Source organism: Clostridium sp. DFI.5.61, from assembly GCF_024462915.1.
Classification (GTDB): domain Bacteria; phylum Bacillota; class Clostridia; order Oscillospirales; family Oscillospiraceae; genus Lawsonibacter; species Lawsonibacter asaccharolyticus.
The window spans coordinates 1-11,930 of sequence record NZ_JANGBZ010000078.1 but is presented as its reverse complement, the minus strand read 5'-3'; the positions used below and the strand labels follow the sequence as shown (position 1 = coordinate 11,930).

Below are 11,930 nucleotides of genomic sequence, written 5' to 3'. Positions count from 1 at the left end.
TCTCCAGTATGGATTTGATGGCGTAAGCCAGGATCACGGCAATGATCTCTGTGACAGCTTTCCCGGATAGCTGTTCTGCGATCTGCTCACGACCCAGATAGGCCAGCAGATAGGAGCACCACCCCCAGGCGAAGCCATTGAACAGGCACAGCCAGACGATGGCCTTCATGGTCTCTGTGCGGCCCCTTTTGGACCGGTGGGTGGACAGCCACCACAGCCCCAGACAGAACACGCACCCCAGTGCGAAGGCCGCCGCCGCGGCCAGGATCACAGTGCTGCTCATGCATCCACCTGCCCCGTAATGGGCAAATGATTCACCTCAGCCATAACGGTCTCCAGGTGCCCGTTCCCGCCCAGGTCCTTGTATGCCCGGTACATGTCTTGCAGGTTCTCCTTATCCTCCAGGGTGATTTTCCCGTCCGCAATGTAGCATTTTCCCAGATAGCGCACTCTGTCCACCGTCAGCACCTTCAGGCCAGCCACCACCGCGTCACGCTTGTCCGCCTTGGACCATCTCCGCTGGAGCAGTGCCAGGATGATGGCCGTGAGCCCAGAAGAGCCGACACAGGCCAACAGCGTCTGTATTATCGCATCCATTTAGGCAACGCCTCCTTTCGACAAACTTTGCTTTTCTTGATGGATTTTTATCTTATGTCATCAAGGGATCTCCTCCTCTCGATCTCCCGGGGAACTTGTCTACCAAATGTCTACCATCAAAGGCGGCAGAAAATGCTGAATCCCATCGACTCGCCCCCAATGTAGCAGCAGAACGGTCTACCAGCGTCTACCACTCACGGCCCGGAGTCCTTGACGGCTCCGGGTTTTTGTTACGTGCAAGGGCCTGTAAACACCCCTGACGAGGCGTTCCTGGCGCTGTACGGGATGGCGGGGTCCATCGTGGAGATGCCGCCGGCGGTGGAGCCGGAGGACCGGAGGGACGGGACATACTACCTGGACCGGAAGGTCAGCTATAACAGGGGGGTGTAGGCGTGGCGACGTATTATCGGTGGAGTAAGTATTCTCTTAATCAGTCATATAGGGTAAGTTATACCCAAGGGTCTACGCTTTATGTCAGCCTCGGCGGGGATATAGAAACATACCCGAAGGTATATATCCGAATTATGAATACTTGTCCTCCTATCGTAGAAAAATCGGGAACTTTATATTTCGATATGAGTAATGCTGCTGCTTCGGATAAAAGCAGCATGAACAGCAGTGCCTCAATTAAAGCCGGTAATTTTTACTATATCGGTGTTAAATTTCCCTCAGATGGACTTGTCTCCTCTATATTCCACAACGGCAACAGCACTTCGCACACTCTTAATATTCGCTATGAAACCAAAAACGCTATATGGACAAGAGTGGTCTATCCAGGAGAAGAATCTATTGAACCGCAAAGAGCTAAAGGCGATTTCATCGAATATATCTACTCCACCAGTTCCAACGCCTACCCCCAAGACGGGGTCAGCGGGAACTACTGGTACTCGGACCGGACGGCCATCACAGTCAGCCCTCCGTCCAGCATCAGCGTATCCCCCAACCCGCCCAAGGGGGGCAGCAATGTATCCGTGAGCTGGGGAGCGGCCTCTTCCGGCGGCGGGGCCATCTCCAACTACGAGCTGAGCAAGCGGCTGGACGGCGGCAGCTGGACGGTGGTGGGCACCTATGGCGGCAGCACCCGCACCGACTCGGTCCCGGTGGCCAAGGGGACGGAGACCATCGCCTTCCGGGTGCGGGCCAAGGACGAGAACGGCTATTGGTCCGATTACAGGACCAGCAGCACCTACACGGTGAAAAACAACGCCGCCCCCGGCGCCCCGGAGAGCATCACCGTGCCGGAGACGGTCTACGGCGGCAAGGAGACGGAGATCTCCTGGGAGGCCGCCAGCGACCCGGACGGCAATCTGTCCGGCTACATCCTGGAGCGCCAGACCGACGGCGGCAGCTGGTCCCAGCGGTACAAGGGGGCCGGCCGGTCCTATGCCGACACCGTGCCCTTCGGGACGGAGTCGGTGCGCTACCGGGTCAAGGCCTACGACGTGGAAAACCTGTTCAGCGGGTACACTACCTCCCCCACCAGGAGCGTGGTCAACGCCCCGGACGTGCCCGTCCTCACCGTGCCGGAGCTGGCCATGGAGGGGCAGACCGTCCCCGTAAGCTGGACGGCCGCCACCCACGCCACCGGCTACACACTGGAGCGCAAGGCCGACACGGACGAGGACTGGACCCAGGTGTACTCCGGGCAGGCCCTGAGCTCCAGCGAGACCGCCGGGGCCTGGACCGCGGTGCAGTACCGGGTCAAGGCCACGGGGGAGGAGGCGGATTCCGCCTGGGCCGTCTCCGGGGAGATCCCGGTGGTGTCGGCCTCGGCCCTGGCGATCTCCGGCCAGGACGGGGACCTGGGGACGCTGGTCAACGATGTGCCCTACTCCGTGAGCTCGGACACAGGGGGTCAGATCTCCCTGGAGCTGCGGGTCAACGGGGCCCTGTGGACCGCCCTGGAGGTGTCCAGCGGCTACGCCCAGAGCATCCCGGTCATCGACCTGCCCACCGGCGCGGGGACCATTGACATCCTGGCCACGGTGCAGGCCTCCACGGGGGCTGTCAGCGCCGCCCGGGCCTGGACCTATACCAAGACACCGGTCACCACCTCCGCGGGTCCCTGCGACGTGGTGGAGTGGCAGGACGCCACCGGCGCGGTCAAGTTCCCCGTCACCCTGGCGGAGGCGGTGCGCATCCCGGGAGGGATGACACTGGATCAGGTGACCCAGTTCCCCGCCCAGATCTGCACCGGCAGCTATGTGGGGACGGGGACTTACGGGATGGATGACCCCACGGAGATCACATTCCCGTTTGTGCCGGATCTGTGGGAAATCACCTGTTGCTATGCCAATGGAAGAAATGTTCCTTCAGACGGGTGCTTTGGTTATCTTCTTCCATGGGGAGCAACTGAATATTGCACTGTCAACAATGCGGCGAGCAGACACGCAAATTACTCCGGAAACACAGTGTCATTTTATGGGGATAGTGCACGCCACCAAGCTAATGAAACAGGCTTTATCTATTATTACATTGGCATTAAAATCAGCTGAGAAAGGAGAAACTCCATGAAATATGTCAACTCCACCCCCAACTCCAGCGGGGCCTACCAAGGTCCCCGGTCCGTCCCCTTCCCCGGCTGTCTGCCCCTGACGGACAGCCAGGCGGAGGCGCTGGTGGCCTACAACGGTTTTGTCACCATCATCCGGGAGCCCGACCCGGAGATCGAGGGCTCCAGCGTGACGGTGATCCCGGACCTGGAGGCGTGGGAGGCGTGGACGGCCGCCCAGCCCCCGGAGCCCGAGCCGGAGCCGGCCATGGCGGAGGTGATTTCCCTGGCCCGCATGACCGCCCAGGCCCTGCCGGACGCCCAGGCCCTCCAGGTGCCCTCCCTCTATCCGCTGTGGGCGGCGGGCACGTCATACGGCGGCGAGAGGGAGGCCGTGATCGTGCGGCGGCCCAACGGCTATCTGTACCGCTGCCGGGAACCGCACACCGCCCAGGCAGGATGGGAGCCGGAGACCACCGCGGCCTTGTGGGCGGCCATCCAGGGCAGCCAGGCGGGCACCCCGGAGGACCCCATCCCTGCCGCACGGGGGATGGAGTACCAGTACGGCCTGTACTATCTGGACCCGGAGGACAGCCAGGTCTATCTCTGCCGGCGCACCGGGGAGGAGGAGGGCGGCAAAGTCGTCCTGCAATACCTCCCACACGAGCTGGTGGGGCAGTATTTTGAGGTGGTGGAGTAGTCAGACCACCTCCCACGCCTGTGCATACTCCTCCGGGGAGTAGTTGGTATCGCTTTTGCAGCGGTATGTCTGTCCGTCCGTGTAGATCATGTACTCTCCGGCCCGGTACATATCGTGGGCGCCCTGTACCGGGACAAAGGGCCGGGCCGTCTCCGGGCTTGTCCCGTGTAAAGGCCGCCAGAACGTGAACCACGCAGGATCACCGGGCACGATGCCTGGGGTGATCTCAGGGTCGTGGGCCTGGAAGCACTCCCAGGTCTGGCCGTTGGCGTTGCGGATGTCCCCCACCCCATAGGCCATCTCCGTCCACTCCTGGTAGAGCCCAGAGGCCCGCAGGCGCTGGTCGTCGGTGGTGATGGTCAGGCCGTTGGCACTCATGGCTCCGCAGTAGATAGCGGAGGCCAGTGCCCTGTAATATCGATCATCCATTGCTCAGATCCCCCTCATACAGACGTAATCCCTCCTGGACGGCGGCCTCGATCCCTGCTACCCGCTCGTCCAGGGTGGGCTCCGGCTCGGGCTCCGGGGGCTGGGCGGCCTTCCATGCCTCCCACGCCTCCAGGTCCGGGGTCACCGTCACGCTGGAGCCCTCGATCTCCGGGTCGGGCTCCCGGGTGATGGTGACAAAGCCGTTGTAGGCCACCAGCGTCTCCGCCTGGCCGTCGGTCAGCGGCAGGCAGCCGGGGAAGGGGACGGACCGGGGACCTTGGTAGGCCCCGCTGGAGTTGGGGGTGGATTTGATGTAATTCATATCAGGGCCTCCTTATCCTATTTTAATTCCAATATAATAATAAATTTGATTGTTTCCATTCCCTTGATAGTCAGCACCTGTATCAGAATACAAAGACACAGTAGTCCCTTCAAAGTTGGTAGTTGCACTTCCGGCAGTTGTAAACAGACCTGTTGCGGAAATCCCCCACGGTACGAGCTGAGATTGTCCACGAACCCAGGATCGCTTATTATTTGTAAAATAGCCCAAAATCCCCCACAGATCCGGCACAAACGGGAATGTGATCTCCGTGGGGTCATCCTTCCCATAAGTCCCCGTCCCCACATAGCTGCCGGTGCAGATCTGGGCGGGGAGCTGGGTCACCTGATCCAGTGTCTTCCCTCCCGGGATGCGCACCGCCTCTGCCAGGGTGACGGGGAACTTGACCGCGCCGGTGGCGTCCTGCCACTCCACCACGTCGCAGGGACCCGCGGAGGTGGTGACCGGTGTCTTGGTATAGGTCCAGGCCCGGGCGGCGCTGACAGCCCCCGTGGAGGCCTGCACCGTGGCCAGGATGTCAATGGTCCCCGCGCCGGTGGGCAGGTCGATGACCGGGATGCTCTGGGCGTAGCCGCTGGACACCTCCAGGGCGGTCCACAGGGCCCCGTTGACCCGCAGCTCCAGGGAGATCTGACCCCCTGTGTCCGAGCTCACGGAGTAGGGCACGTCGTTGACCAGCGTCCCCAGGTCCCCGTCCTGGCCGGAGATCACCAGGGCCGAGGCCGACACCACGGGAATGGACGCCGATGCGGCCCAGTCGCTCGTACTGTCGGAGAAAACCGCCTGCACCCGGTACTGCACGCTGGTCCAGGCCCCGGCAGTCTCTGCAAAGGTCAGCTCCGCCCCACTGTACACCTGCGCCCAGTCTTCGTCCGTGTCGGCCTTGCGCTGGAGTGTGTAGCTGGACGCGGTATCTACCGCCGTCCAGTTGACTGTGATAGGCTGCCCCTGCATGGCAAGGGGTGGAACGGTTAATACCGGAGTGAAAACCACTGGGGATGAACTCCCCGTGGTATAGGTGCTCCACAAATTATTGCTGTCCTGCGCCCTAACTCGGAACTGGATAGACGATGCCCCCATTGGAATAGCCACATCCAGGCTTGTGCCGCTAGTGGTTCCAGCAATCTTCCATGAAGTGCTTCCATCCAATGCATAACTCAGCTCATACTTGCTTATGTCGTAAGAGGGCACTTCGCTCGTTGCCGCGTTCCAACTTACTGTCACAGTAGGCGAGGTGATAGGATTGGGGTACTGGAGGTTTGCGGGTGCTGTGGGGCTTGTGACTGTTGATGATAGTTTCTGGTAGTAGTAGTCGCCCTGTACGCCAGCACTAGGATAAGCAGAAGAAGATATTGAATAAACGTATTCGATAAAATTCCCTTGATTCGCAGTTATCGAAACGATTGTTACGTTTGTAGGAAATGTAATTCTGGTAAAGTACTTTCCCTGGGCTGATGTAAGCGGGTCTATAAAAAGAGTGCTCCCGCTTGGAATTGGTCCATAGAAAGCCTTAGTTTGATTGTTATTTCCAATATAACTTCCAGCTTCAAGGTCAAGCGTTGTTCGGGAGTCATAATCTTGAGTGTTTATGGTAGTTTCAAAATTATAATAACCGTTTTCAGCTTGAGGGCGAGTTTTAGAAATACCGATATAATTAGTATAACCTGTTGTTTGGCCACTACTACTCCGGTCAGATTCGACCCACTTGATTGTGCTTTTTCTCCACTTATAATACGTTGCCACACCTACACCCCCCTGTTATAGCTGACCTTCCGGTCCAGGTAGTATGTCCCGTCCCTCCGGTCCTCCGGCTCCACCGCCGGCGGCATCTCCACGATGGACCCCGCCATCCCGTACAGCGCCAGGAACGCCTCGTCAGGGGTGTTTACATCCCCTAACAGCACACGGGTCTCCGGGCTCAGGGTCTCCCCCTTCGTGTAGTAGTTCTCCAGGTCCTTCAGGGTGGCGAACACCAGCGTCCGGTCGATCTCCGCCGTCACGGCGGTCTCTCCGGAGAAGATCAGCTGACAGCCGAAGACGAACTCCCGCAGCTGGTCCTCCCCCGCCTGGATGGCCTCCCCGGCCCCAAAGGCGCAGCCGTAGCCCATCAGGATCTCCCCCTCGTCCGGGTCCTGAGCCAGCAGGCCCAGCTCCTCCCAGACAAAGGCGTCCATCCCGGTGTTGACGAACTGCCCCAGCACCAGGCTCTGGCTGCCCGAGTTGGTCACCCGGGCGATGGGCAGATCCTTCAGCGGCTCCGCCAGCGCGGTGCGCGCCGTCAGGTCCGTCCCCGCCGGCAGCACCCCCGTCCCGATCTGCCACCGGGTCACCGGCGCCCCGCCCCCCGCCGGCACCTTGGCCAGCAGCGCCGCCCCCGCGGCGGTCAATTTCACACTAGGGATCATTCCTGCAATCCACCTCCCACAAGATCATGCTGTCCCCCTGCCGGGCCAGCGCCCCTACAAGGATGGGGGTCTCCACATACTGTCTCTCCGTGATCTCCAGCGGCAGGTGGGCGGGCTTGATCTTCTCCACCGCCTCCCGGATCTCCGCCACTGTCCCCTGCCGGAGATTGATGATGTCGATCCCGATCACTCCGGCCAGGAAGGAGGTCTCCACCCGCTGGCTCTCCCAGCTCTCCGCCACCGCCTGGATCTGGGCCAGCGTCGCCTTTCCGCTGCTGCGCCACTTTGCCCGCAGCGCCGCCCGGCGCTGCTCCACGGTGGCCCCGGCCGGCGGGACGATCCCCGCCACCCGCTCTTCCACCGGCAGGTTCCAGGTCACCCGGTCCAGGGAGATCTGGCTGGGCAGGGAGCGGATCACCCCGCCCTGCCGGTCCATCGGCACCTGAAGGGCGGCCGCCAGTACGATGAGCCAGGGGTCCCGCCGGTACTGGACGGGCAGATTATTCAGCATAGGAGACAGACACCTCCCCCAGTACCGCAGCGTGCTTGGCCGGGACGGTCAGATTCGCCGTCCCGCCGTTGACGGTCAGCCCCTCGTAGTCCTCCACCCCGTCCGTGTCCAGGATGGCGGAGCCGATGCGGGCATAGCTCACCCGGTATCCCTTCTCCGGGGAGAGGGACGGCTGGTACGCCTCCAGCGCCTGCTCTTTCAGGTACCCGGACACCGCCGTCCGGATCGCGGCCTCCACGGTCTCCTGTTCCGCCCCCTCCGCCAGCACCAGGGTCAGGGACAGCGCCACCGCCTGCTCCACCGCCGCGGACACGTAGCAGTAAGCGCCGATGGGGGCCTCCCCCTCTCCGATCCCCTTGCTGTCCGGGTCGATGTGGGTCTGTACCTGCTCTACCAGCTCCTCGCTGGCGGGTTCCCCGAACTGATCCACCAGCACCACCCCCACCGTGTTGGCCCCCTGGTCCAGGGGGTACACCTGGACGCCGCCCACCCCGGACACCTCCATGGCCCACTCCAGGTAGTGGTATTGGTTCCCGCTGGTGGGCGGGGTCTGCACCCGGAGCAGGAACCGCTGGTAGTAGGCGGCATCCGTCTCCGCCTCGTATCCCTCCGCCGTGGGCTCCTCGTTGGTCACCGACACGATGCCGGCAATCTGCACCGGCATCATGGTGATGCTCTCCGCCGGCAGATCACCGGCCGCCCCCGGCGTCACGCACCGGATGGACACGGTCCCTGCCCCTGCGATGACCACCGTCTCCGTGGCCTCGAACTGGACCCCGCCGCCGCTTTCAAACAGCGCCCCGGCCGGGATGGTCCCGTTCCCCGTGGCTGTCAGGGTGCCCACGGCGCAGGTGGCCGCCGTCCGCCGCTGTCCTGTCCTGGGGAAGATGTACGCCTCCAGGGCCTCTCCAGTCAGGTTGGCCGGGTCCAGCTGACGCCGGGCCTCCTCCAGCTCCGCCTCTGTCTGAGCAATGGGGATGGAGGCCGCCGCCAGCCAGTCCCAGGTGGGGAAGCCCACCGTCTTCTGGTAGGTATCCGGCACCGCCTCCAGCATCTCTGCCAGTATCTTGTCCGCGTCAGACATCCACGCTCACCTCCACTGTCTCTCCCGTATGCAATACCGCCGTAAATTCCACCAGGCAGGCCCTTCCCTGCCGGGAGATGGCGAGATCCCGGACTGCCCGCACCGCTGGGCAGAAGCTGGCGGTCTCCCGCACGCTGCGCTCCAGCTCCGCCTCCGCGTAGCCGGAGGGCAGCTTTGTCTCCAGCACCCCCCGGTCGATTCCGTACCGCTTCTCCCCGCTGGTGCGGTAGATGGGCACCCGGTCCGGCTGCTGCCGCAGGGCCAGCTCGAACCACTGCCGCACCGCCTCCTGTCCCGTGCGCTCCACCAGTTTTCCATCCACCAGCAGGAACCGGCGCGCCTCCATATCAAAGGCGGGCACACGCCCGATCTCCGCCGCCGCCTGGGCTGGAATGGCCTCCGGGATCATCGGAAAGAACATTGCCATCTCTCTCACCTCACGTCAATCGGCCCAATATGACTACGCTTTTCCCCATCCAGCAGCACACTACCCGGTCCCCCACGTTCCAGGACAGCTTCCTGATGACGTGTTGGACGACCGTGTACCCCGGGGCGTGTTCCACCACCTTCAGGGGGGCCGGCGGCGCCATTACCTCTCCGCCATACAGGGAGACGGTCAGGGGATCGGTGCGCACCACCTCTCCCTCCAGCCCCGCGTGGGCCTCCCTGCGCTCCTGTCCCGCCCGGATGCGCCGGGCCAGCTCATAATCCCACGTCATGTCCCTTACACCTCCACAGTGTCCTTGGCGTCCGCCGCCCGGCCCTGAGCCGGGTCCTGGACGGTCAGGCTCATAAGGTGGGTGGGACCGTACCGGTGGGTCACGCCCACCACCCGCTGGTCCCCTGTGACGCCGAATCGGTTTCTCTGGAAGCGGAGCAGCACCCCGCTCTCCACCTCGTCCGCCCCCCAGATCTCCTCCACCTGCCGCTCAATGGTCAGCCGGTCGTTCTGATCCAGCAGGGTGCGGATACGCTGGCGGGCCTGGGCGCTGTTCTCGTCCCCGCTCAGGCGCTCCACCGTCTGGACCAGGCCATACTCGTCTATGCTGGCCTGGTTGTACCCCCGGCCCAGCACCTCCGTCTGGCCGCCCCCCACCAGGACCACGCTGTTCCGCAGCTCCCCCATGCTGTCCGATCCGCTCACGGTCCCCTTGGCCAGCGTGATGTCGAAGGCGGCCAGGTTGTCCGCCGGCTTGTGGTAGGCCGTCATGGGGGTGTCGGGCAGCTCCGTCACATACAGCGCCCCGCCCTTGACCCGCCGCTTATACTGCTTTCCGGTCTCCGCGGAGCATATTTTCAGGATGTCCTGCAAAATGGTCTCCGGTGCATCCCCCGTCCACACCTCGGACAGCCGGGTGGGGAGCCTGGGGATCTCCCCCACCGGTATCCCCGCCTTGGCGCACATCCGCCGGATGGCGTCGTCCGCTGCCGCGTTGGACACTTGCAGCAGGATCTCGCTCTTGGTGAGATACCACCCTCTGTCGTTGGCGCTGACGCTGCCGTCCAGCCCCACGGTCTGGACCACCCCGGAAAAGACCTCCCTCCCGTGGTTGTCCACCCGCAGCTTGCTCCCCGGCCGGACGCCCGGCCATGGCATGCCGGCATCATAGAGCTGGTTGCGCAGGACGGAAAAGGTCAGCTCCACGCTCAGGGCCTCCAGCTCATCCCGGGCCTCCGGGCTGCCCACCCATGCCGTGATGTCCCTCCACTGCCCGCCCTGGTACAGGGAAAAGCGGTGGTCATCCACGTATGCGCTGCCCATGCTCTCACCCCTGAATGAATTTGTATTCCCGGAAGGTCAGGGAATAGGCAAGATCTCCGTTCCGCTTCACCTTCCATTGGAAGTCGTCAATGGAGCAGGCCATATTCAGGCGGCACCGGCCGGAGTTGTCCAGCAGGGTCACCCGGAAGGGGATGCGCCGCTCCTGTCCCCGCTGGATGAACGCCACATACTTCCACCCGTCCGTCTCCGCCTCCGGCGGCATGAACGGATACCGGCGGCCCACCGGGAAGAAGCTGGACAGGGGGATGGACCGCAGGCCCATGGGGCCCAGGGTGTTGAAATCCCCAGAGATGCCCTCATAGGTCCCGTTGCGCTGCTCCACCTCCGGGCCAAAGTCCGGGGGGACGCTGGGCCACACCATGACCTCCTCATTGTTGTTGAAGGATACGACCAATTTGTACGCCATACCGGCCCCCCCTTAATTGAGCAGAATATCTTCAATTTCTCTTGACAAATACACACTCAGTGTGTATAATAATATCAAGAGGTGAAACAATGAAACGTCGGGATCTGATCAAGCTCCTTGAAAAAAACGGCTGGACTTTCAAACGGGCGGGCGGAAATCATGACGTCTACGTCAAAGGCAATGAAAGGGAAGCTGTGGAGCGGCACCGTGAAATCCCAGAAGCGCTTGCACAGGCCATTATCCGAAGGCGGGGGCTGAAATAAGCCCCCCGCCTCAGCAAATAAAGGAGGAAGAATTATGACGGTTGTATATCCTGTGGTGTTTACCCCCTTGGAAGAGGGCGGCTATCTGGCCTATGTCCCCGACTTAAAAATCAACACCCACGGCGAAGACCTGGCCCAGGCCATTCTCATGGCCCGGGACGCGATCGGGGTGATCGGCCTGGATATCGAGGACGACGGCGACCCGCTGCCTGTCCCCTCCAAGTCGGTCCCGCACCAGGATAACGAGATCGTTTCCCTGGTAGATGTCGATTTGGCCGCATACCGCCGCGCGCATGATATGCGGACCGTGCGGCGCAATGTCACCCTGCCCAGCTACCTGAACGAGCTCGGGGAAAAGGCCGGCCTCAACTTCTCCCAGGTCCTCCAGGACGGTCTCCGCCAGCGCCTGGGGGTCCAGTGATTTTTTCCTCCATCAGGGAGGTCTTTCTATGTTCCACAAAATAAAAACTGTCTCCCCGCTCCCAGATTTCCGCCTGTTGGTTTCCTTTGCGGAGGGCCCCTCCAAGACCTATGAGGTGTCCCCCCTCTTCCAGCGCGTCCCCGCACTGGCCGCCCTCCGGGACACGCCCGGCCTGTTCCAGCAGGTCCGTGTAGATCCCGGCGGATACGGCATCTCCTGGAATGACGAATTGGACCTGGATGCCTCCGAGCTCTGGGCCCACGGCCAGCTGGTCTCCTCCCCCTTTGACAGCCTGCTCTCCTTTGCCGATGCCACCGCCCTCTGGGGGCTGAACGAGAGCACCCTGCGCAAGGCGGTCTCCTATCGGAGGCTCATTGAGGGGGTCGATGTCCAAAAATATGGAAAACAGTGGATCGTCACCCGCACCGCAATGGAACGGGAGTATGGTCCCCTCCCACCCGCATGACTTTCCCCGCCGGCCCCGCTTTTCCGGGGCCGGC

General features: G+C 62.4%; 18 protein-coding genes. 6 read left to right on the top strand and 12 right to left on the bottom strand.

What is annotated here, in order from left to right; translation table 11 throughout:
* The coding region (locus tag NE584_RS18075) for a hypothetical protein (RefSeq protein ID WP_256183413.1) at positions 1-283 on the bottom strand (283 nt) is incomplete at its 3' end.
* Positions 280-597, bottom strand: coding sequence for a hypothetical protein (locus NE584_RS18070; protein WP_256183412.1), 318 nt, complete (start codon positions 595-597; stop codon positions 280-282). The genes NE584_RS18075 and NE584_RS18070, both read right to left, overlap by 4 nt.
* A 234-nt stretch (positions 598-831) precedes the next feature.
* On the opposite strand from NE584_RS18070, the gene NE584_RS18065 reads away from it, so the two are divergent.
* From NE584_RS18065 to NE584_RS18055, 3 genes are all read left to right on the top strand, one after another.
* The gene (locus tag NE584_RS18065; RefSeq protein ID WP_256183411.1) at positions 832-987 is read left to right on the top strand and encodes a hypothetical protein; all 156 of its coding nucleotides are present in this window, start codon (positions 832-834) and stop codon (positions 985-987) included.
* 374 nt (positions 988-1,361) lie between these two features.
* Entirely contained in the window at positions 1,362-3,092 is a 1,731-nt protein-coding gene (locus tag NE584_RS18060; RefSeq protein WP_256183410.1) for a hypothetical protein, read from the top strand.
* A 15-nt stretch (positions 3,093-3,107) separates the two neighbouring features.
* Positions 3,108-3,788 (top strand): carbohydrate-binding protein, encoded by a 681-nt coding sequence (locus NE584_RS18055; protein WP_256183409.1) that lies wholly within the window; start codon positions 3,108-3,110, stop codon positions 3,786-3,788.
* Here the strand turns inward: NE584_RS18055 and NE584_RS18050 are convergent, their stop codons facing one another.
* The 10 genes from NE584_RS18050 to NE584_RS18005 all read right to left on the bottom strand — a co-directional run bounded on the left by NE584_RS18050 (position 3,789) and on the right by NE584_RS18005 (position 10,746).
* Positions 3,789-4,217, bottom strand: a complete 429-nt coding sequence (locus NE584_RS18050; RefSeq protein WP_256183408.1) for a hypothetical protein — start codon at positions 4,215-4,217, stop codon at positions 3,789-3,791.
* Positions 4,210-4,539 carry a hypothetical protein gene (locus NE584_RS18045; RefSeq protein ID WP_256183406.1) on the bottom strand — a complete coding sequence of 110 codons (330 nt, stop codon included), beginning with the start codon at positions 4,537-4,539 and terminating at the stop codon, positions 4,210-4,212. The genes NE584_RS18050 and NE584_RS18045 overlap by 8 nt, the downstream gene beginning before the upstream one ends.
* A gap of 12 nt (positions 4,540-4,551) precedes the next feature.
* Positions 4,552-5,550, bottom strand: a complete 999-nt coding sequence (locus NE584_RS18040; protein ID WP_256183405.1) for a hypothetical protein — start codon at positions 5,548-5,550, stop codon at positions 4,552-4,554.
* 752 nt (positions 5,551-6,302) lie between these two features.
* Positions 6,303-6,950, bottom strand: coding sequence for a hypothetical protein (locus NE584_RS18035; RefSeq protein ID WP_256183403.1), 648 nt, complete (start codon positions 6,948-6,950; stop codon positions 6,303-6,305).
* Between the two features lies 1 nt (position 6,951).
* A complete protein-coding gene (locus NE584_RS18030) occupies positions 6,952-7,473 on the bottom strand; it encodes a YmfQ family protein (RefSeq protein WP_256183402.1) in 522 nt (173 codons plus the stop codon).
* Complete coding sequence (locus NE584_RS18025; protein ID WP_256183400.1) at positions 7,463-8,557, bottom strand: baseplate J/gp47 family protein; 1,095 nt, start codon at positions 8,555-8,557, stop codon at positions 7,463-7,465. Before NE584_RS18025 ends, NE584_RS18030 begins: the two co-directional genes overlap by 11 nt.
* On the bottom strand, positions 8,550-8,984 hold the full coding sequence (locus NE584_RS18020) for a DUF2634 domain-containing protein (RefSeq protein WP_256183399.1): 435 nt from the start codon (positions 8,982-8,984) through the stop codon (positions 8,550-8,552). Before NE584_RS18020 ends, NE584_RS18025 begins: the two co-directional genes overlap by 8 nt.
* 10 nt (positions 8,985-8,994) lie before the next feature.
* Positions 8,995-9,276 carry a hypothetical protein gene (locus NE584_RS18015; protein WP_256183398.1) on the bottom strand — a complete coding sequence of 94 codons (282 nt, stop codon included), beginning with the start codon at positions 9,274-9,276 and terminating at the stop codon, positions 8,995-8,997.
* Between the two features lie 5 nt (positions 9,277-9,281).
* Positions 9,282-10,319, bottom strand: coding sequence for a hypothetical protein (locus NE584_RS18010; RefSeq protein ID WP_256183397.1), 1,038 nt, complete (start codon positions 10,317-10,319; stop codon positions 9,282-9,284).
* 4 nt (positions 10,320-10,323) lie between these two features.
* Positions 10,324-10,746, bottom strand: a complete 423-nt coding sequence (locus tag NE584_RS18005; protein WP_256183396.1) for a hypothetical protein — start codon at positions 10,744-10,746, stop codon at positions 10,324-10,326.
* 89 nt (positions 10,747-10,835) lie between these two features.
* On the opposite strand from NE584_RS18005, the gene NE584_RS18000 reads away from it, so the two are divergent.
* The 3 genes from NE584_RS18000 to NE584_RS17990 are packed head-to-tail and all read left to right on the top strand — an operon-like array spanning position 10,836 to position 11,896.
* Positions 10,836-11,009 (top strand): type II toxin-antitoxin system HicA family toxin, encoded by a 174-nt coding sequence (locus NE584_RS18000; RefSeq protein WP_108981332.1) that lies wholly within the window; start codon positions 10,836-10,838, stop codon positions 11,007-11,009.
* 34 nt (positions 11,010-11,043) lie between these two features.
* Positions 11,044-11,430 carry a type II toxin-antitoxin system HicB family antitoxin gene (locus NE584_RS17995; RefSeq protein ID WP_108981333.1) on the top strand — a complete coding sequence of 129 codons (387 nt, stop codon included), beginning with the start codon at positions 11,044-11,046 and terminating at the stop codon, positions 11,428-11,430.
* A 28-nt stretch (positions 11,431-11,458) separates the two neighbouring features.
* Positions 11,459-11,896 (top strand): helix-turn-helix domain-containing protein, encoded by a 438-nt coding sequence (locus NE584_RS17990; protein ID WP_256183395.1) that lies wholly within the window; start codon positions 11,459-11,461, stop codon positions 11,894-11,896.
* Positions 11,897-11,930 lie beyond the last annotated feature (34 nt).